We start from the raw sequence: 19,352 nt of genomic DNA on the forward strand, positions 1-19,352 counted from the left end.
CGATCAGTTCCCGGCGCTGCCCTGGCCGAGCAGGTCGGCACGGACGCGCGCGAGTGCGGACGGGTTGGTCTTCACGCCGACATCGGCACGGACCGCCTTGGCAAACTGCTCGACATATTCGCGACCGACCGAGCGGGCGATATTGCCGCGTGCTGCCTTGATCGCCGCGTCGTTGCCGGTCGCGTTGCCGCTCTGGACGCTGTCGAGCTTGATGACGAACCAGCCGCTGTCGTCGGGCGCCGCCAGCGTCTTGGCGGTGTTCGGTGCCATGCCGAACATCAGCGCGAGCGCGGGCGGTGCGCCGCGCGGATCGGCGGCGAGCTGCGCACGGGCGGCGGTCAGCGTACGGGCAGGCGGCATCGGCAGCTTGGTCTGCGCCAACGACTGCTGGATCGGCATGCCCTTGTTGATGCGCGCGAGCACTTCGCCAGCGACACGACGGGCGGCCTGGCGAGCGCGATCGGCGGTCACGTCCTTGAGCACCGCGGCGCGAACCTGTGCCAGCGGACGCGGGGCGGAATGGACGACGCGGCCGAGCGCGACGACGGCGAAACCGCCATCGGTGCCGACCTGGACGAGCTGCGGGCCGTCGCCATCGGCAGCCTGGAACGCTGCGGCTACGAGCGGCGTAAGCGCGGGGTCGGGCTTGCTGGCGGGGTCGTCGGGGTTGAGGCCGCTGGCGATCAGCGCAGGCGTGGTGACGGCCGCGAGCTTCTGGTCGGCGATGACTTCGTCGAACGTCGCGTTCTTCGACAGCGAATCGTCGATCTTGTCGTGGATCGCCGAGAGCGCCTCGGCCGACTTGCGGATGCCGAGCGCGGCAGCGATTTCGCCACGCACCTGATCGAGCGAACGCGCCGCGACCTTTTCGATCTTGTCGACCTTGGCGACGGTCCAGCCGAGTGGCGTGCGGACCGGGCCTATCACTGCACCGCTGGCGGCGGCGAAGACGGCATCGGCGACCTGCGCGGACGTCGTTCCGGCATAGGCGGCCTTCTCGACACCGGCCTGGGTCGATGCTTCGAGACCGGCACCGCGGGCGGCGTCGGCGAGGCTGGCGCCACCCTTCACCTTGGCGGCGATCGCGGCGGCACCGGCCTGGTCGGCGACGACGACCTGCGTGATGTCGCGCTTCTCGGTCGCGGCGTAGCGGGCGCTGTCCTGCTGATAGGTCTTGGCGATCTCGGCGTCGGTCGGGACGGCCTGTGCCTTGACGGCCTCGGGCGTGATCATCGCGTAGCGGACGACGCGGCGCTCGGGGACGGTATAGCGCGCGATGTTGCGCTGATAGAAGGTGTTGAGGTCCGCATCGCTCGGCGCGGGGCCGGCGGGGACGAGGGCGGCAGGAATGAAGCCGATCGTGCCGGTGCGCTTTTCGAGCAGCAGCGACGCGTAAGGCAGCGCGAGCTGGCTGGCGACCTGGGTCGCGCCGTTCGAGGGCAGCGTCAGCTGCTGCGCGAAGGTGTCACGCTCGATATCGCTGCGGATCTGCGCGTCGGTCAGCTTCCGCTGGGCAAGCACCTGGCGGTAGAGATTCTCGTCGAACTTGCCGGTCGGGCCTTGCAACGCGGGAATGCTGGCGATCTGGCCATCGATCGCGCGCTTGCTGACGACCATGCCCTGCGCACGGCCGAACTGTTCGAGCGCCATGCTGGAGATGATCCGGTCGAGCGTGCCGTCGAAGCCGCCCTGGTTGACGAAGGTCGCCATGTCGAGCGTCGGCTGCTGCTGGCGGAAGCCCTCCATCTCGGTCTGTGCCTGCGTCTTGAGCTGGTTCGCGGTCACGTCCGCCTTGCCGACCTTGGCGACGTCGCCGCCGGTGATCCCGGCACCGCCGGTCATCGAGCTGAGCCCGGTGACGTCACCCGCCGCGAACGCGAGCGCGATCACGCCGAGTACCAGGAACGTGATGATCACGCCGACCTTCGAATGGGTAAGGCGGCGGAAGAAAGCGAGCATGGACAGCCGATCGACAGGGATGGGAACGCGGTTGCTTTACGGGGGCGAGGGCGGCTCTTCAAGTCGGGCGCGCAACGTTGCTTGGGGTTGTGTGGGGTTGTGCGGGGCGGGTGCGGCGCTATCGCTGGGCAAAACACGCGGGAGATGACGATGCGGCGTAAGCTTGTAGCCGGAAACTGGAAGATGAACGGGTCGCGCGCGGCGCTGGCCGAACTCGATACGATCGCGGCGGCAGCGGCTGCGGCGCCGGGCGTTGATGTCGCGGTGGCGGTGCCGTTCACGCTGATCGACGCGGCGTCGCAGCGCGTGCCGGGGTTGGCGATCGGCGCGGAGGATGTGCACGAGGCGGATTCGGGCGCGCATACCGGGTGCGTTTCGGCGTCGATGGTCAAGGAAGTCGGCGCAAGCTTCGCGATCGTCGGCCATTCGGAGCGTCGCGCGGACCAGCACGAGACCAGCCACGACGCTTGGGCGAAGGCGGCGGCGGCGCAGCGGCAGGGGCTGAACGTGATCCTGTGCTGCGGCGAGACCGAGGCGGAGCGAGACGCCGATCGTGCGGAACGTGTCGTGCAGGCGCAGATCGAGAAGTCGGTGCCGGACAATGCTGACGGGAGCTGGTTCACGCTCGCCTATGAGCCGCGCTGGGCGATCGGGACGGGGCGGACGCCGACGCTGGACGAGATCGCGGCGATCCACGCGATTGCGCGCGCGAAACTGCGGATGTTGATCGGTGATGCGGCGGCTGGGGTGCGGATCCTGTACGGCGGGTCGGTGACGGGGGCGAATGCGGCGTCGATTCTCGATACACCGAACGTCGACGGGGCGCTGGTCGGTGGCGCTAGCCTGAGCGCGGAGAAGTTCGTGCCGATCATCGAGGCAGCGGCGGGGTTGTGACGGGCGGTCCGGTCGATCTTGATCCTGATCTGGACGTTTATGATCCGGATCTCGGGTAGAGCGTGTTAAGTCTCGATAAACACGGCGGTCTTATGGTCCGTGCAACGATTCGACGGCCGAGTTTCGGGCCGGGGCGTTGATCGAACAACATCGGTGCGAGGGTTGATATGGCCAGGTGGTTCCCCGGTTGCGTGAGTGCCTCGCTGATCGCGAGCGCCGTCCTGTGTCCGATCGCGGCGCGCGCGGAGACGCCGCGCGAGTTGCTGACGCAGGCCGGGTTCGTCGACCGCGATCGCAATGTCGCGCTGGCGCGGATCGACCGGGCGGCGGCGGCGGCGGGGCAGGCACTGAGCCGTTCGCCGAACGACGCCGAGGCCGCGATCATGCAGGCGATGGCAAAAGGGTATCGCGCCAAGCTGCTCGGCAACCGCAGCGAGGCGATCGCCGCGCGGAAGCAATATGAGGCGCTTGTCGTCCGCTATCCGCGCAATGCGGAGGCGCAGGCTGCGCTTGGCGCATGGCATGTCGGGGTGATCGCCAAGCTCGGACGGTTCGTCGGGCGTGCGGTGGCGGGCGCGCAGAAGGCTACCGGGTTCGAGGCTCTGGATCGGTCGGTGGCACTGGGTGGCAACCGCGCGATGTTTGCTGGGCTTGCCGGGTTGTTGCGGTTGGAGCTTGATCCGAACGATGCTCGGGGACGGGCTTTAGTGGAGACGGCTAGCAAGGCGCCGACGCCGACCGCGATCGACGGGTATGTGCGCAAGGCTGCGGTGGCGGTGCTGGTGCCGTTGCGGGCTGGTGACGCGAATGCGACGAAGGCTCTGGCGGACAAGCTGCTGCCGTTCGGGCAGTTCGCTACGGGGTGACGTCGTCTTCGCTTGCGCTTTCCCAAGCATCAGCTTGTTCCCCCGCGGAGGCGGGGGCCCAGGATCTCACAGGGTAGCGTTCGTAACCCTGGACCCCCGCCTCCGCGGGGGAACGGCTAGGCGCGATATCGTTTCGCCAACATCGCGAACGCTGCGCGGAGGGCGTAAGCCTCACCGCCCTTCGGTCGCCCTGGTTTGGCGGACGGCCGCCATGCGAACACGTCGAGATGTGCCCACGCGGCGGTCTTGGGCACAAACCGACGCAGGAACAGCGCGGCGGTGATCGCGCCCGCGAACCCGCCATCGGGTGCGTTGACCATGTCGGCGATGTCCGACTTCAGCATCTCGTCATAACCGTTCCAGAGCGGCAGCCGCCACATCTGGTCGTTCTCTTCCAGCCCGGATGCGAGCAGGTCCGCCGCGAGCGATTCGTCGTCGGTGAACATCGGCGGAAGGTCCGGGCCGAGCGCGACACGCGCTGCGCCGGTGAGCGTTGCGAAGTCGAGGATCAGCTCCGGGTTGCTCTCGCCCGCCTTGGTCAGCGCGTCGCCGAGCACGAGGCGACCTTCCGCGTCGGTGTTGGTGTTCTCGACGGTCAGGCCCTTGCGCGTGGTGAGCACGTCGCCGGGGCGGAAGGCGTTGCCGGCGATGGAATTCTCGACCGCGGGGATCAGCAAATGGAGGCGGACGGGGAGCTTGGCCGCCATCACGAGGCTCGCGAGCGCCAGGGCGTGCGCCGCGCCGCCCATGTCCTTCTTCATCAGCCGCATGCCGGCGGACGGCTTGATGTCGAGGCCGCCGGTGTCGAAGGTGACGCCCTTGCCGACTAGTGCGATGCGAGGGTGCGAGGGATCGCCCCATTCGAGTTCGATCAGGCGGGGCGCGCGGTCCTTGCTCGCGGCTTGGCCGACTGCGTGGATCATCGGGTAGCCGTTCGCGAGCGCATCGCCGCGCGTGGTGGTGACGGTCGCACCGTGGCGTTTGGCGAGCGTCTCGGCGGCGGCTTCGAGGTCGGCGGGGCCCATGTCGGAGGCACCGGTGTTGACGAGGTCGCGGACGAGCGCGGTGGCTTCGGCTAGGCGAACCGTCTCGTCGATGTGCGCGGCGTCCGCGGTCAGGAGCACGCGCGGGCCGGTCGCGTCGGGCTTCACGTACCGCGTGAACTGGTGCTGGGCGAGCATCCAGCCGAGCCCGGCCGCGCCGACGGGGCCTTCCGCGAGTCGGTAGGTACCCGCAGGCAGCGACGCACCGAGCGAGGCGATCCGCCAAGGGGACGTCACGGCTTCGTTGCAGACCAGCAGCATCGACCAGTCGTCCGCGGTCTCGCCGGGCAGGACCGCGCGGTCGCCGGGCTTGCCGGTCAGCCGGTGTGCGGCGATCGTCGTGCGGATGCGCTGCGACTGTTTGGCGAGCCAGCCTTCATACGCGTCCGGGTGGACGACGTGGATCGTCCGGGCAGGCTGGCCGCGGTCGGGTTGGAGCATCGAAGCGAAGTTGGTCATTGTGCGGGCGCCACCAGGAGTTGTTCGTATCGGCCGCTGGCGCCGGGCTCGGCATAGGTGCTGAGCGAGAGCGTGCGGTCGGGATAGGTGATGCGGTAGGTGCGGTTGACGAAGCCGCCGCGCAAGCGGGTCTTGCCGGTTTGTGCGAATGCGGTGGGCTCGCCGAGTGCGCCGAGGCTGGCCTTGTAGTCGGCGAGCGCGACCGGCTTGAAGTAAAAGTTAGCGTCCTCGGTCAGGCCTTTGCGGTCGAGCGTGCCGGTGCGGAGCTGGTCGTAGACGGCGCGGGCTCGGGCGAGCGCGGCGGTGTCCTCGGCATTGGCGGGTGCGGTGGGCAGGACGATCTTGGCGACGCCCGCGGCGATGCGGCCCGTTGCGTCGCTGAACCAGCTGTTGGTGAGGACGACGATGGCGGCCTTCTCGTCGGGGTAGACGGTGTTCTCGGACAGGAAGCCGACCGCCTCGCCGCTGTGCTCGACGTAGCGGCGGCCGTTCGCGCTGCCGGTGAAGACGCCGAGGCCGTAGCCGTTGCTCGATCCGTCCGCGAGCTTGACGGGGGTTTCTTGCGCGGCCCAGTCGTCGGCGGGGAGCGTGGTGCGGTTGAGGCGCGCGACGTCCCATTTGGCGAGGTCTTCGGCGCTCATCGAGAGTTCGCCGGCGGCGTATAGCCAGCCGTCCGCGCTCGGCGTTTCGGGGCGAACCGGGCCTAGTGCGAAGCGGCCATAGCCTTGCGGGAACGCCTTGCCGATCGCCTTGTCCTGGTCGAGCGCGCGGATGTGGAGTGGCTTGAAGATGCGTTGCTGGAGGAAGCTCAGCAGCGGTTGCTTGACGACCTTCTCGACGATCATGCCGGCGACGACGTAGCCTGTGTTCGAATACTGCCACTGCGTCCCGGGTGCGAAATCGAGTGGCTTCTTGGCCCAGCGATCTACGATCTGTTGCGGCGTGACGGGCTTTGCCATCGCGGCGAAACTGTAATCCTGCGGCCAGTAATCCTGCAGGCCCGAGGTGTGGCTGAGCAGCTGGCGGATCGTGATGCGATCGCCGCCGGTGATGCCGGGGATGTATTTCGCGACGGTGTCGTCGAGGCTGAGCTTGCCCTCGTCCTCGAGCAACAGGATCGCGGCGGCAGTAAACTGCTTCGAGATGGAGGCGATCTGGTAGGGGAGCTTGGGGTCGGCGGTGGCGATCGCCTCGGACGGCTTCCCGTAGGCCTTGGCGAACACGATACGCCCGCCGCGCACTACCGCGATCGAGGCGGACGGCACGCCGGTATCGCCGAGCGCGCCGGTGACCAGCGTGTCGATCTGCGCGGTTTCGGTGGGGGTGAGCGATTGCGCAATGGCGGGAGCGGGGAGCAGCGCGGCGACGACGAGAAGGCGGAGGATCATGCGCGCAACGAAGCAGAACCGGCGTGCGCGCGCAACGCCGTGATTTTTATTCCGTGGCGGTTGAAGGAGTTAGGCTAGGGCAGAAATGTTGACGGAACACGCCGTGTTACACGCACGTTTCATCGTCCGACCGGGAGCCTTTTCACGTCTTAGGGGACACAACCATGCTGTATACCATCGCCGTCATCCTGCTGATCCTCTGGCTGGCAGGCTTCGCCTTCCATGTTGCGGGCGGGCTGATCCACATCCTGCTGGTGATCGCGGTCATCGTCGTTCTGGTGAAGCTGTTCACCGGTCGCAACGTCGTCTGACTTTTCCGTCATGCCGGGCTTGTTCCGGCATCCACCGTTCCGCGTATCGGATGCTATCGAGTTTGCGGAACGGTGGACCCCGGAACAAGTCCGGGGTGACGGAGGGATTTAGGCGATGGGGACTCCGTAGAGGTCGTGATCGTCGGCGTCTTCGATCGTGACCGGGACGATGTCGCCGACCTTCAGGTGGCCGGCGTCGCGGAGAAAGACTTCGCCGTCGATTTCGGGCGCATCGGCCTTTGAGCGGCCGGTTGCGCCTTCTTCGTCGACCGCATCGATGATCACGTCGAGCGTGCGGCCGATCTTGGCCTGCAACTTCGCCGCGGAGATGGCCGCGGTCTTTTCCATGATGCGGGCGTAGCGCTCTTCCTTGAGCTCCTCGGGCACGTGGTCGGGGAGCAGGTTCGCCGCGGCGCCGTCGACCGGCTCGAAGCGGAACGCGCCGACGCGGTCGAGTTGTGCTTCGTCGAGCCAGTCGAGCAGATACTGGAAATCCTCCTCGGTCTCGCCGGGGAAGCCGACGACGAAGGTCGAGCGGATCGTGATATCAGGTGCGATCGTCCGCCAGTTGTGGATCCGCTGGAGCACTTTCGCATCGTTGCCGGGGCGCTTCATCCGGCGCAGCACCGACGGCGCAGCGTGCTGGAACGGGATGTCGAGATATGGCAGCACGAGGCCTTCCGCCATCAGCGGGATGACGTGGTCGACGTGCGGGTATGGGTAGACGTAATGCAGGCGCACCCACGGCGCGATCTTGCCGAGTTCGCGCGAGAGATCGGTCATGTGCGCGCGGACTTCGCGAGCCTCGTTGCGCGACATTGGGCCACCGGTCTTCACCGGCCAGCTGGCGTGGCGCAGGTCGACGCCGTACGCCGATGTGTCCTGGCTGATGACCAGCAGCTCCTTGGTGCCGGCTTCGACAAGCTTCTCCGCTTCGCGCAGGATCGCGTCGGGGCGGCGGCTGACGAGGTCACCGCGCAACGACGGGATGATGCAGAACGAGCAGCGGTGGTTGCAGCCCTCGGAAATCTTCAGATAGCTGTAGTGGCGCGGCGTCAGCTTCAGGCCGGCGTCGGGGATCAGGTTGAGGAACGCCGACGGCGGCATCGGGGCAGCCTCGTGGACCGCGCCGACGACCTGCTCATATTCGTGCGCGCCGGTGATCGCGAGGACCTGCGGGAAGCGTGCGCGGATCGCGTCGGCTTCCTTGCCCATGCAGCCGGTGACGATGACGCGGCCGTTCTCGGCGATGGCCTCGCCGATCGCCTCGAGGCTTTCCTCCTTGGCGGAATCGAGGAAGCCGCAGGTGTTGACCAGCACGATGTCGGCGCCGGCGTAATCCGGCGACATCTGGTAGCCGTCGCCGCGGAGCTGGGTGAGAATCCGTTCGCTGTCGACGAGGTTCTTCGGACAGCCGAGCGAGACCATGCCGATCTTCGGCGGGGAGGGGAGTGTTGTTGCCATGAAGACCGCGCACATAGGCGCAAAGTTCGGTTTTTTCTAGGCGGTGGAAAATGCATCCTGCATGGGTGGGCGGATTGCGCGGAAGGAACCGATATGCTGGCGATTGGACTGATGTCGGGGACGTCGCTCGACGGGATCGACGCGGCGTTGATCGAGACCGACGGCGAGGCGTTCGTGCGACCGATCGCGTTTCGTGGCGAGCCGTATTCGGATGCGGCGCGGGCGCAGTTGGCGGAAGCCACGCGGATGGCGCTGACGTTCGACAAGCCGCGCGCGAGTCCGCCGGTGGTGGCCGCGGGTGAGCTGATTACGCGCGCGCATGTGTTTGCGGTGCACAAGTTGCTGGCGGATGCGGGGGTTGCGGCGGCGGACGTGGATGTGATCGGCTTTCACGGGCAGACGATCGCGCATCGGCCGGATCGGCGCTGGACGTGGCAGATCGGGGACGGGGCGGCGGTCGCGCGCGCTACCGGGATCACGACGGTGTCGGATTTTCGCTCGGCGGATGTGGCCGCGGGTGGGCAGGGTGCGCCGTTGCTGCCGGTGTATCATGCGGCGTTGGCGGCGGGGCTCGAGGGGCCGGTCGCGGTGCTGAACCTTGGCGGAGTGGGGAACATCACCTTCATTCCCGGCGGGCGCGACATGCATGATTCGCGCGAGATGTCGCCGGAGCGGGCGCAGATGACGGACCGCGATGGGCTGGTGGCGTTCGATACCGGGCCGGCGAACGGGTTGATCGATAGCTGGGTCGAGGCGGAGACCGGCGCGCGCTATGATGCCGGGGGGGCGTTGGCGGCGTCCGGGCGGGTGGACGAGACGGTGCTGACGGCGATGCTGGACCATCCGTTTTTCGATGCTCCTCCGCCTAAGTCTTTGGATCGGAATGACTTTACGATTCAGCCGGCTCGGGGGTTGTCGGCGGCCGATGGGGCGGCGACTTTGACGGCGTTTACGGCCGCTACCGTGGCGGAGGCTTTGCGACATTTGCCGGCTCGGCCTGTTCGGTTGCTGGTGGCGGGGGGTGGTCGGCATAATCCGACTATGCTGGCGATGATTGCGGAGCGGACCGGGTTGGTGGTGGAGCCTACCGATGTGCTCGGGTGGAACGGCGATGCGCTGGAGGCCGAGGGATTCGCGTATATGGCGGTTCGGACGCTGAAGGGGCTGGCGATCAGCTTTCCGGGGACGACCGGGGTTCCGGTGGCGATGGCTGGTGGGGTTGTGGATCGGGTTTGAGGGGGGGGCTAGGCCAACGCCACCTAAACCGGCCTAAAGCTTGTTCTCCCGCGAAGGCGGGAGCCCAGTCTGGGCTCCCGCCTTCGCGGGAGAACAAGAAGGGGCGTTGCTCGCTTTGCTGAACGCCTGCTCAATGTAAGTATTCCACCCCGGCGGAGGCCGGGGTCCAATTGGGTTACGTTGCTAATTGAGGTCGCGCTTCGTTACCGCGACCTTTCCAATTGGACCCCGGCCTTCGCCGGGGTGGTAGTTTTCTTGGCGGGCCTGACTCGCTCAACGCTTACCAAGCCCGAGCTTCAGCGCCGTAATGCTGGACCGAAATCCGGCATTACGAAAACAAACTTAGGCAGCCTTGCCCTTCTTGCCCTTGCCTGGCTTGGGATCGGCCGGCGTCGGTGCCTTCTTATCCGCTTCCTTGGCCATAAACGCAGGCGCTGCGATCGCCGCTGCGATCCCCGCGATCACCGTCGCACCAACCGCGATCGCGGTCTTCGGATGCGACTTCACCGCATCCGTCGCGGTCGCGAGGCCGGCCTTGGCCGCATCGGTCGCGTCCTCGACCCAGTCGCTGGTCGCCGCGGTCTTCTTCGCGTCGGGCTTCGGCTTGTGGTCGTCGTCGTGATGGACCTTGGCGTGCGGCATGGCGGAGTTGGGGATCGACGACATAAGGGCTTGTCCTTCGGTAAGGGATGATGCCCGATAAACCGATCGCGTCCGTGACGGTTCCGTTACGGTCAGCGGCTTACCGTGCCGAAGTCACCGCTTGCGGGTCAGCTCGCGCATCGCATCGTCGAGACCGGCGAGGCTCAACGGGTACATCCGGTCGGTCATCAGCTCGCGGATGATCCGCACCGACTGCGAATAGCCCCATTGCGCCTCGGGTACCGGGTTGAGCCACGCCGCCGCCGGATAGGTATTCGTCAGCCGCTGCATCCACACCGCGCCCGGCTCCTCGTTGAAATGCTCAACCGAGCCGCCGGGGTGGGTGATCTCGTACGGGCTCATCGACGCGTCGCCGACGAAGATCAGCTTGTAGTCGTGGCCGTATTTGTGGAGCAGATCCCACATCGGCGTGCGCTCGGCAAAGCGACGCGTATTGTCCTTCCACACGCCCTCGTACGGGCAATTGTGGAAGTAGAAGAATTCGAGGTTCTTGAACTCTGTGGTCGCGGCCGAGAACAGTTCCTCGCAAAGCTTGACGAACGGGTCCATCGAGCCGCCGACATCGAGGAATAGCAGCAGTTTTACCGCATTGCGACGCTCGGCGCGCATGACGATATCGAGATAGCCCTGGCGCGCGGTGCCGGCGATCGTGCCGTCGATGTCGAGTTCGTCGGCGGCGCCGTCGCGCGCGAAGCGGCGCAGGCGACGGAGTGCCACCTTGATGTTGCGGGTGCCGAGTTCCTTGGTGTTGTCGAGGTTGCGGAACTCGCGCTGGTCCCAGACTTTCAGCGCGCGCTTGTGCGTGCTTTCGCCGCCGATGCGGACGCCTTCGGGGTTGTAGCCGCCATTGCCATACGGGCTCGTGCCGCCGGTGCCGACCCATTTGCTGCCGCCCTGGTGGCGCTCCTTTTGCTCCTCAAGACGTTTCTTGAGCGTCTCCATGATCTCGTCCCACGAGCCGAGCGACTTGATCGCGGCCATTTCCTCGGGGGTCAGGAATTTCTCGGCGACCGCCTTCAGCCAGTCTTCGGGGACCTCGCCGGGGACGGTGCCGTAGCTCGTGGCTAGGCCGCGGAAGACCTTGGCGAAGACCTGGTCGAACTTGTCGAGCAGCCCCTCGTCCTTCACGTACACCGCGCGGGAGAGATAGTAGAAATCCTCGGGCGTCCGTTCGATCACCTCGGCGTCGAGCGCCTCGAGGAGGATGAGGTGCTCTTTCAGGCTGGCGGGAATGCCGGCGCTGCGGAGTTCGTCGAGGAAGTTCAGGAACATCGTAACTCTCCAAGGCTCCCCGTCATGCCGGGCTCGTTCCGGCATCCACGGTTCCGCGCACTCGATAGTCGTGATCGTGCGGCACCGTGGACCCCGGAACAAGTCCGGGGTGACGGAGTGGTTTGGGTCGGTCGCACGGTTTCACCGCGCGATCGGCAGTTCGATCACGCTGGGCTGCGCGGCCGAGTGGAAGACACTGATCGTGGCCTTGCGGTAGTCGGCGGGCTTCGCGTCGAAGATGTTGGCGACGTAGGTCTGCGGGTTGCGGTCGTAGAGCGGGAACCAGCTCGACTGGACCTGGACCATGATGCGGTGGCCGGGGAGGAAGACGTGGCTCGCGTTGGGTAGCACGACGCGGAAATGCGTGGGCTGGCCGGCGACGATCGGCGTCGGCTTGTCGAACCCGTCGCGGTAGCGGCCGCGGAGAATGTCCATCGACACGGCGAGTTGGTAGCCGCCCATCTCAGGCTTGTCGGAATATTCGGCGGGGTAGACGTCGATCAGCTTCACCACGAAATCGCCGTCGGTGCCGGTGGTGCTGGCGATCAGGTCCGCGACGGGCGCGCCGGCGATGGCGACCGGGCTGGTCAGCGGCGGCGTCTGGTAGGTCAGGACGTCGGTGCGATCGGAGAACGGGCGCTGATCGTCGACGAGCCACTGCCGCCAGGTCGAGCCGGTCGCGTAGGTCGGACGAATCGGGCGGAGGCGGTAGGGGATCGGCTTGGCGGGGTCGGAGATATAGTCGTCGTGGCCGTCCTGCGCCGGGGCGGTGGCGCCGAGACCGTTGGCGGGCTGGAAGTAGAGTTTCTGCGTGGCGGTCGAGTTCGGCCAGCCGGCGAGCGTCTGCCACTGGTTGGTCCCGGTCTGGAACGCGGTGACGGGGGCGAGCGCAGGCGGTGTCGCGCCGGTCTTCAGCGCGCCGTTCAGGAACGGGAGCAGGACGTTCTTCCTGAACCAGAGCGCAGTGTCGGCGTCGAAGCGGATCGCGCCCAAGGTCGAGCCATCGCCGTTCGCGCCGCCATGCGCCCAGGGGCCGAGCGCGAGGTGGTTGACGTGGTTGGGGTCGACTTTCGATACGGCTTCATACGCCGCGACTGCGCCGTAAATATCCTCCTGGTCCCACTGGCTGGCGACCCAGAGCGTCTGCACGGTCTGCGGTTGCTTCGGCAGGATCGTCTCGAGCGCCTGGCCTTGCCAGAACGCGTCGTAGGTCGGGTGATCGTGGAGGCGATTGACGAACGGGAGTTGTTCGAGGCCGCGGCTTTTCACGAACGCGCTGGCGGATCCGGCGCGCAGGAACGTGTCGTAATCGTCGTAGGCGTCGCGCCAGAGGTCGCCGGCTTCGCCTTTCGCTGCGTCCTGCGTGTAGTAATAATCATAGCCGATCTGGCGGAAGGCGCCGCCGTGGAAGTCGTCGTCGCCCTTCCAGGTGTTGATCACCGGGTTCATCGGCACCGCGGCCTTCAGCGCCGGGTGCGGGTTCACCAGCGCCATCGCGGCCATCATGCCGTCGTAGCTGCCACCGATGATGCCGACGCGGCCGTTGCTGTTCTTGAGGTTCTTCACGAGCCAGTCGATCGTGTCGTAGGCGTCGGTGGAGTGGTCGACTTTCGTCTTGTTGAGCGGGCCGATCAGCGGGCGTTCGTTGATGTACGCGCCGTTCGAGCCGTTCTTGCCGCGGACGTCCTCGAACACGCGGATGTAGCCGGCGTCGAAGAACATCGCGTCGGATGCGCGCAGGTTCATCGCGCCGCTCGGGCTGGAGGATCGGCTGGCGACACTCTCGGCGTTGTAGGGCGTGCGCTGGAGCAGGATTGGCGCCTCGGTGAGGCCCTTGCGCTGGACGATGACCGCGTGGAGCGTGACGCCGTCGCGCATCGGGATGTCGACCTCGCGGCGGTCGAAGTCGAAGCTGGCGTTGGCGGGGACGAACTTGGCGGGGATATCGCCACCGGGGGGCGGGGCCTTTTCCTTCTGCGCGCCGACGATTGTGGGGGCGGTGGTCGCGAGCAAGGCCAGCGTGACCGTCGTAAGAGCCTTGAACCGCATCGCTATCCTCACCGTCTTTTCAGCGACGGTGGTGGCACGGTTTGGCAGGTGGCGGCAATCCATTCGCACCGTCATCCTGACGAAAGTCAGGATCCAGGGTTACGAACGCTGTCTTTCTTGGTTCTGGATCCTGACTTTCGTCAGGATGACGGATTATCGCGCGATGGGCTCGCCGCTTACCGGCACATAGGCGTCGATCAGCGCGCCGACATAATCAGGGTTCCGGCTCGTCAATTCAGCGGCCGCGTGCGCGTGGCCGTAGATGAAGCCGTACACCGGATACACCCCGCCGCCGAGGCCATCGACGTCCTTGTACCAGACCTTCACGTCACTCCAGTCGTTGTTGCGCGAGACGTCGAACAGCGTGACGTCCTGTTCGGCATGGCCGCGCTCGCCGTTCTGGCGCGACCAGTTGGCGTGGGTGAGCATGACGACGCGCTTCTCGACCACCCGGCTGACGACCGCGACGTGGCCGAACGGCAGGCGCGGGGTCTTGGCGAAGACGATGACGGCGCCTTCCTTGGGCTTGTGCGTGCGTTCGTATTTTCCGTCGGCCTGCTCCCACCAGGTCCAGGCGTTGCCGTAGATCTGGATGCCCGACGCGGCGCGGGCGAAGGGGACGCACTGGCCGACATAGTCGAGCAGAGAGGCGGATGCGGGGGCGGCCATGCCGATTGCCAGCAGTGCCGGCGCCCAACGACGGAAAGCATACAATCTCATGCCGTCACCTTGCCGGACAGGTATGGCATTATTGTTGCCGCAGATGGTTAATGTGCATCAATATCTGACCCGTCGAACTTCGTCGTAGTTTTGCTCGCCAATCGCCGTGACCGTCTCGACGAATTGCGGTCACAATGGCGCGGAATAGCTGAACGGACGGTGACGCCGATCCTGTTGATTCAAATACGTATAGTTCTCGAACACGGCTCACGAAAACTGCGGCGTCGTGCAATAACTCCGAAGTGGTCGCGTATCGACGGACCAATTCCAGTATCTTCGTTCAAAGAGGCTAGGTGGTTCCCCTATCGGAATGCTTCGCTTGTCCGACTGAGTGATCACGGTTTCACCATAAGAGGATTGTGATCATGTCGGTCGATATCAGCGATACAATCGATGCAGTTGCGGCAGAAGCGTTGCTTGCCGGCGCCGTGAACTGGAAGCAGTATGACGGGCTCCGCGTTGCGGCGCACACGACCAGTGCGATCTATCTGGTCATGTGGGGCGAGCTTCACTGGATTCCCGATCCCGCTACCTTCAACAGCATTTTCAAGGACTGGAGCGGAATCATCAACAGCGACTATATCGTCGACAACATGCCGAAGGGACTGGCGCTCGCCGCGGGCTCGTTCATCGCGATCAGCGGGGCGTCACCGGCGTGGTATTTCGTGACGCTCGGCAAGAAGCTGCACATCCCCGATCCAGCGACGGTGAACCGCTTCAACTTCCGCAGCCCGATCTCGCTGCCGCATTTGGCGCTGGACTATATCCCGACGGGTCCGAACGTCACGTAACGCTTGAACTATCGGACCGGCGGCGGTGCTCATGCGCGCCGCCGGTTCCTCGATAGCTTATCCCTGGTTCTTCTGGCGCTTCGCCATGAAGGCGAGGCGCTCGAACAGCATCACGTCCTGCTCGTTCTTGAGCAGCGCGCCGTGGAGCGGCGGGATCGCCTTGGTCGGGTCGCGATTCTGGAGGATGTCGAGCGGCATGTCCTCGTGCAGCAGCAGCTTCAGCCAGTCGAGCAGTTCGCTGGTGGACGGCTTCTTCTTCAGGCCCGGCACGTCGCGGACGTCGTAGAACAGGTCCATCGCCTTACTGACGAGAATCTTCTGAATGCCGGGGAAGTGGACGTCGACGATCGCCTGCATCGTCTGGCGATCGGGGAACTTGATGTAGTGGAAGAAGCACCGGCGCAGGAACGCGTCGGGCAGTTCCTTCTCGTTGTTGCTGGTGATGATGACGATCGGGCGCTCGACCGCGCGCACGGTTTCCTTGGTCTCGTAGACGTGGAATTCCATCCGATCGAGTTCCTGCAACAGGTCGTTGGGGAACTCGATATCGGCCTTGTCGATCTCGTCGATCAGCAGGACGGGCGGCGCGGGCTGGGTGAACGCCTCCCACAATTTGCCCTTGCGGATGTAGTTGCCGATGTCGTGGACGCGCGCATCGCCGAGCTGGCCGTCGCGCAGGCGGGCGACCGCGTCATATTCGTACAGGCCCTGCTGCGCCTTGGTGGTCGACTTGATGTTCCACTCGATCAGCGGCGCGCCGAGCGCCTTGGCGATCTCGTAGGCCAGCACGGTCTTGCCGGTGCCGGGTTCGCCCTTGATCAGCAGCGGACGGCGCAGCGTCACGGCGGCGTTGACCGCGACTTTCAAATCGTCGGTCGCGACGTAGCTCTGGGTGCCCTCGAAGCGCTTCATGCGATGTCCCGTCCGGTTCTGAATACCGGGTATGGATAGAGGGGAAGCGTCGGTCAGCGCAAGCGGTCAGAGGTCGCCGCGCGCACTCGATCGCGCTTCGAGCAGCGACCACAGGCCGCGGTGCTGCGCGAAGAGTTGCTGCGCGCCGAACAGGATCGCGCGCTGGCAACCGGGCGATGCACCGAGTTCCGCAACGAGCGCGGCGGTGTCCGTCTCGGACGGAAGCGTGATCGTGGGGACGGCTACCCCGAACCGGTCGGCGGCGACATCGAGGACGCGGCGGATCGCGCGCCAGTCATGGAGCAGCGCGGCCACCGCCCCGGTCGCACATCCACGACGCTCCGAACGGGCGAGCATTTCGAGTGCGTGACGTTCGCCGACCAGTGCCGACTCGCTCTCCGCCTGGCCGGGGGTCGAGGGTAGGGGGCCGACCGCGGCGGTGAGGTGTGCGAGATAGGTGCGCTCGTCCGCAAAGCCGCTGGCGGCGACGGCGAGCCAATCCGATGCCTCGGGCTGGATCGCGCGGGCGAGCACGTCAGCGATCAGGCCGGGATGGTCGCCATGAACCGCGCACAGTGCGTGGACCGCATCGGACAAGTTTCGCTGGCCCGGACCGCCAGCGATCAGGCGCGCATGATGCGGATGCGCTGCGCTGCCGTCCGCGTCGGCGAGCGTGACGAACGCATCCCATGCGCTCCGCTCGCTCGGCTCCCCGCCTTGTATGCCCGCGTTCGAAACCATTATTCCCCGGCCGTGCTGCACCACGGAAAGCTCGATCCGCGACGATGTCCCGGTCGCCATAAACGAAGGACGTAAAGACGAAGTATACGCGGTGTTCATCATACTGTGTTTGCCATAGCGACGAACGCGCGGGACGCCGGTGTCGCTATGAACGCGGCTGCGATGCGCCCTTTACGGCGGGGCATGCCGCCGCGATAACGCGCGACCGAAGATTTTCGGGTCCGTCGGGCGGTATCCGGCGGGATGATCCCACGGAGACTACAGGATGCGCACATGGTTGCTCGGGCTTGCACTTGCTTCGGTCGGAACCGCCGCGATGGCCGCTGATCAGGTCGCGCCGCCGGCAGCGCCTGCCACGCCGGCTCCTGCACCTGTTCGCCCGGTCGAGGCGGCCAAGCCCGGCGACCTGACGATGGCACGCGTATTCGGCAATCCGGACCTGTCGGGGTCGCAGCCGAAAGCGGTCCGCTTGTCGCCGGATGGCACGTTGCTGACGTCGCTGCGCAATCGCGACGACGAGAAGGAGCGGTTCGATCTGTGGGCGGTCGATACCGCGACGGGGCAGGCACGGATGCTGGTCGATTCGAAGAAGGTCGGTAGCGGTGCGGAGCTGACCGAGGCCGAAAAAATGCAGCGCGAGCGCGCGCGGATCGGCGGGCAGAAAGGGATCGTCGCCTATGACTGGTCGCCCGACGGCAAGTCGATCCTCGTGCCGCTCGATGGCGACCTGTATCTGGCGAGCCTCGACGGCAATGTCCGCCGGCTGACCAATACGCCGGGTGGCGAACTGAACCCGGTGGTCAGCCCCAAGGGCGGCTTCGTGTCGTTCGTCCGCGATAAGAATGTGTTCGTTCAGCCACTGGCTGGTGGCGACGCGCGGGCGGTGACGACTGGCGGCGGCGGCACCGTGCATTTCGGCGAGGCGGAGTTCGTCGCGCAGGAGGAGATGCACCGCGACACCGGATACTGGTGGTCGCCCGACGAGCAATATGTCGCGGTCGAGCGGTTCGACGAGGCACCGGTCCACACCGCCACTCGCGCGTCGATCGGCGCGACGGGCACCAAGGTGTACGAGCAGCGCTATCCTGCCGCCGGCACCCCCAACGTGCTGGTCGATTTGTATATCATGAAGCCCGATGGCTCGGGGCAGGTGAAGGTCGATCTCGGCACCAACCCCGACATTTATCTGGCGCGCGTCGACTGGACGCCGGATGGCCGAATGCTGCTGGTCCAGCGCCAGAGCCGCAACCAGAAGCTGCTGGAGATGCTCCGCGTCGATCCGGCGACGGGCAAGTCGACGGTACTATTCACCGAGAAGTCTGGCGTGAAGAGCTGGCTCAACCTGTCCGACGCGTATCGCGTGTTGAAGGACGGCAGCCTGATCTGGCGGTCGGAGCGGAGCGGCTACGGCCAGCTCTACCGGTTCGCGTCGGGGAAATGGACGCAGCTTACCAAGGGCGACTGGGTCGTCACCGATCTGGTCGGCGTAGATGAAACCAAGGGACGTCTTTTCTTCCTTGGCAACAAGGACGACGTGCTCGAGCAGCAACTCTATTCGGTCGACGTCGCCAAGCCGAATGTCATCACCAAACTGACCGAGGCCGGCTGGTGGAACAGCGCGACGATGGATGCGGCGGCGAGCCGGTTCATCATCTCGCGCTCGAACCCCAAGCAACCGACGCAGGTCTATCTGGCGGATGCGACCGGCAAGCGACTCTCGTGGATCAACGAGAATGCGGTGGTCGAGGGGCATCCCTATTACCCGTATCTCGCCAGCCATCAGGAGACCAAGTTCGGCACGCTGAAGGCCAAGAACGGCATGACGCTCCATTACGAGATGATCACGCCGCCGCTGGAGCCGGGCAAGAAATACCCGGTGTTCTTCGAGCATTATGGCGGCCCCGGCACAGGTCAGGTCGTCACGCGCGGCTGGCAAGGTGCGCTGCCGCAATACCTCGTCGATCGCGGCTGGATTTACTTCAAGATCGACAATCGCGGCTCGTATAACCGCGGCAAGGCGTTCGAGGACCAGATCTATCACGCGATGGGCACGGTCGAGGTCGAGGACCAGCTATCGGGCGCGAACTACCTGAAATCGCTGCCGTTCGTCGAACCGAGCAAGATCGCGACCTATGGCTGGTCGTACGGCGGTTATATGTCGCTGAAGATGCTGGAGAAGACGCCGGGCGTGTATGCGGCCGCGGTCTCGGGCGCGCCGGTCACCGACTGGCAGTTGTACGACACGCATTATACCGAGCGCTATCTCGGCGATCCGGCGAAGGACCCGGCGAGCTATGCGACGTCGGCGGCGGTCGAGGAGGCGAACCGTATCGTCGATCCGTTGCTGCTGATCCACGGCATGGCGGACGACAATGTGTTCCTCGACAATTCGACCAAGGTGGCCGCGCGGATGCAGGCGACTGCGACGCCGTTCGAGATGATGTTCTACCCTGGCTACACGCACCGCGTGGCGGGGCCGGGGATCAGCGAGCATGTCTGGGGGACGATCCTGAACTTCCTCGACCGGACGGTGAAGGACAAGCCGGTGCCCGAGGCTGCTGCGGTTCCGGTCAAGTAAACGCCG

Annotated in this window: 16 protein-coding genes; 6 read left to right on the forward strand and 10 right to left on the reverse strand. The window is 65.8% G+C overall.

From position 1 onward, the window contains the following. Nucleotides 1-3: 3 nt before the first annotated feature. Nucleotides 4-1,959 (reverse strand): peptidylprolyl isomerase, encoded by a 1,956-nt coding sequence (locus C8J39_RS08755; RefSeq protein WP_120300100.1) that lies wholly within the window; start codon nt 1,957-1,959, stop codon nt 4-6. A gap of 150 nt (nt 1,960-2,109) precedes the next feature. Here C8J39_RS08755 and tpiA point away from each other — a divergent pair, with 150 nt between their 5' ends. Together tpiA and C8J39_RS08765 are read left to right on the forward strand one after the other, a co-directional pair. Next, a complete protein-coding gene (gene tpiA, locus C8J39_RS08760; RefSeq protein WP_120300495.1) occupies nt 2,110-2,853 on the forward strand; it encodes a triose-phosphate isomerase in 744 nt (247 codons plus the stop codon). A 167-nt stretch (nt 2,854-3,020) separates the two neighbouring features. After that, entirely contained in the window at nt 3,021-3,719 is a 699-nt protein-coding gene (locus tag C8J39_RS08765; RefSeq protein WP_056482189.1) for a hypothetical protein, read from the forward strand. 116 nt (nt 3,720-3,835) lie between these two features. Here the strand turns inward: C8J39_RS08765 and C8J39_RS08770 are convergent, their stop codons facing one another. Beyond that, nucleotides 3,836-5,221, reverse strand: a complete 1,386-nt coding sequence (locus C8J39_RS08770) for a M17 family metallopeptidase (RefSeq protein ID WP_120300101.1) — start codon at nt 5,219-5,221, stop codon at nt 3,836-3,838. Continuing rightward, nucleotides 5,218-6,609, reverse strand: coding sequence for a serine hydrolase (locus tag C8J39_RS08775; RefSeq protein ID WP_120300102.1), 1,392 nt, complete (start codon nt 6,607-6,609; stop codon nt 5,218-5,220). The genes C8J39_RS08770 and C8J39_RS08775 overlap by 4 nt, the downstream gene beginning before the upstream one ends. Before the next feature lie 164 nt (nt 6,610-6,773). Between C8J39_RS08775 and C8J39_RS08780 the strand changes: the two genes are divergently transcribed. Then, the gene (locus C8J39_RS08780) at nt 6,774-6,920 is read left to right on the forward strand and encodes a lmo0937 family membrane protein (RefSeq protein ID WP_107954842.1); all 147 of its coding nucleotides are present in this window, start codon (nt 6,774-6,776) and stop codon (nt 6,918-6,920) included. Between the two features lie 108 nt (nt 6,921-7,028). Here the strand turns inward: C8J39_RS08780 and rimO are convergent, their stop codons facing one another. Beyond that, nucleotides 7,029-8,384 (reverse strand): 30S ribosomal protein S12 methylthiotransferase RimO, encoded by a 1,356-nt coding sequence (rimO, locus tag C8J39_RS08785; protein WP_120300496.1) that lies wholly within the window; start codon nt 8,382-8,384, stop codon nt 7,029-7,031. Between the two features lie 93 nt (nt 8,385-8,477). Here rimO and C8J39_RS08790 point away from each other — a divergent pair, with 93 nt between their 5' ends. After that, nucleotides 8,478-9,620 (forward strand): anhydro-N-acetylmuramic acid kinase, encoded by a 1,143-nt coding sequence (locus C8J39_RS08790; RefSeq protein WP_120300103.1) that lies wholly within the window; start codon nt 8,478-8,480, stop codon nt 9,618-9,620. A 342-nt stretch (nt 9,621-9,962) separates the two neighbouring features. On the opposite strand, the gene C8J39_RS08795 is transcribed toward C8J39_RS08790, so the two are convergent. From C8J39_RS08795 to C8J39_RS08810, 4 genes are all read right to left on the reverse strand, one after another. Continuing rightward, nucleotides 9,963-10,286 carry a hypothetical protein gene (locus C8J39_RS08795; protein ID WP_120300104.1) on the reverse strand — a complete coding sequence of 108 codons (324 nt, stop codon included), beginning with the start codon at nt 10,284-10,286 and terminating at the stop codon, nt 9,963-9,965. A gap of 90 nt (nt 10,287-10,376) precedes the next feature. Continuing rightward, the gene (locus tag C8J39_RS08800) at nt 10,377-11,555 is read right to left on the reverse strand and encodes a VWA domain-containing protein (protein ID WP_120300105.1); all 1,179 of its coding nucleotides are present in this window, start codon (nt 11,553-11,555) and stop codon (nt 10,377-10,379) included. A 141-nt stretch (nt 11,556-11,696) separates the two neighbouring features. Beyond that, nucleotides 11,697-13,604 carry a CocE/NonD family hydrolase gene (locus C8J39_RS08805; protein ID WP_120300497.1) on the reverse strand — a complete coding sequence of 636 codons (1,908 nt, stop codon included), beginning with the start codon at nt 13,602-13,604 and terminating at the stop codon, nt 11,697-11,699. Nucleotides 13,605-13,757: 153 nt separating this feature from the next. After that, on the reverse strand, nt 13,758-14,324 hold the full coding sequence (locus C8J39_RS08810) for a CHAP domain-containing protein (RefSeq protein WP_056482168.1): 567 nt from the start codon (nt 14,322-14,324) through the stop codon (nt 13,758-13,760). A gap of 365 nt (nt 14,325-14,689) precedes the next feature. Here C8J39_RS08810 and C8J39_RS08815 point away from each other — a divergent pair, with 365 nt between their 5' ends. Next, nucleotides 14,690-15,115, forward strand: a complete 426-nt coding sequence (locus tag C8J39_RS08815) for a hypothetical protein (RefSeq protein WP_120300106.1) — start codon at nt 14,690-14,692, stop codon at nt 15,113-15,115. Nucleotides 15,116-15,172: 57 nt separating this feature from the next. On the opposite strand, the gene C8J39_RS08820 is transcribed toward C8J39_RS08815, so the two are convergent. Together C8J39_RS08820 and C8J39_RS08825 are read right to left on the reverse strand one after the other, a co-directional pair. Then, entirely contained in the window at nt 15,173-16,027 is an 855-nt protein-coding gene (locus tag C8J39_RS08820) for a MoxR family ATPase (RefSeq protein ID WP_060525606.1), read from the reverse strand. A gap of 66 nt (nt 16,028-16,093) precedes the next feature. Continuing rightward, nucleotides 16,094-16,828: a DUF6975 family protein gene (locus C8J39_RS08825; protein ID WP_243649818.1), complete on the reverse strand. Its 735-nt coding sequence runs from the start codon at nt 16,826-16,828 to the stop codon at nt 16,094-16,096. Nucleotides 16,829-17,084: 256 nt separating this feature from the next. Here C8J39_RS08825 and C8J39_RS08830 point away from each other — a divergent pair, with 256 nt between their 5' ends. After that, nucleotides 17,085-19,346 (forward strand): DPP IV N-terminal domain-containing protein, encoded by a 2,262-nt coding sequence (locus tag C8J39_RS08830; protein ID WP_404969333.1) that lies wholly within the window; start codon nt 17,085-17,087, stop codon nt 19,344-19,346. Nucleotides 19,347-19,352: the final 6 nt, after the last annotated feature.

Origin of the sequence: Sphingomonas sp. PP-CC-1A-547, assembly GCF_003610375.1 — a bacterium.
Classification (GTDB): Bacteria; Pseudomonadota; Alphaproteobacteria; order Sphingomonadales; family Sphingomonadaceae; genus Sphingomonas.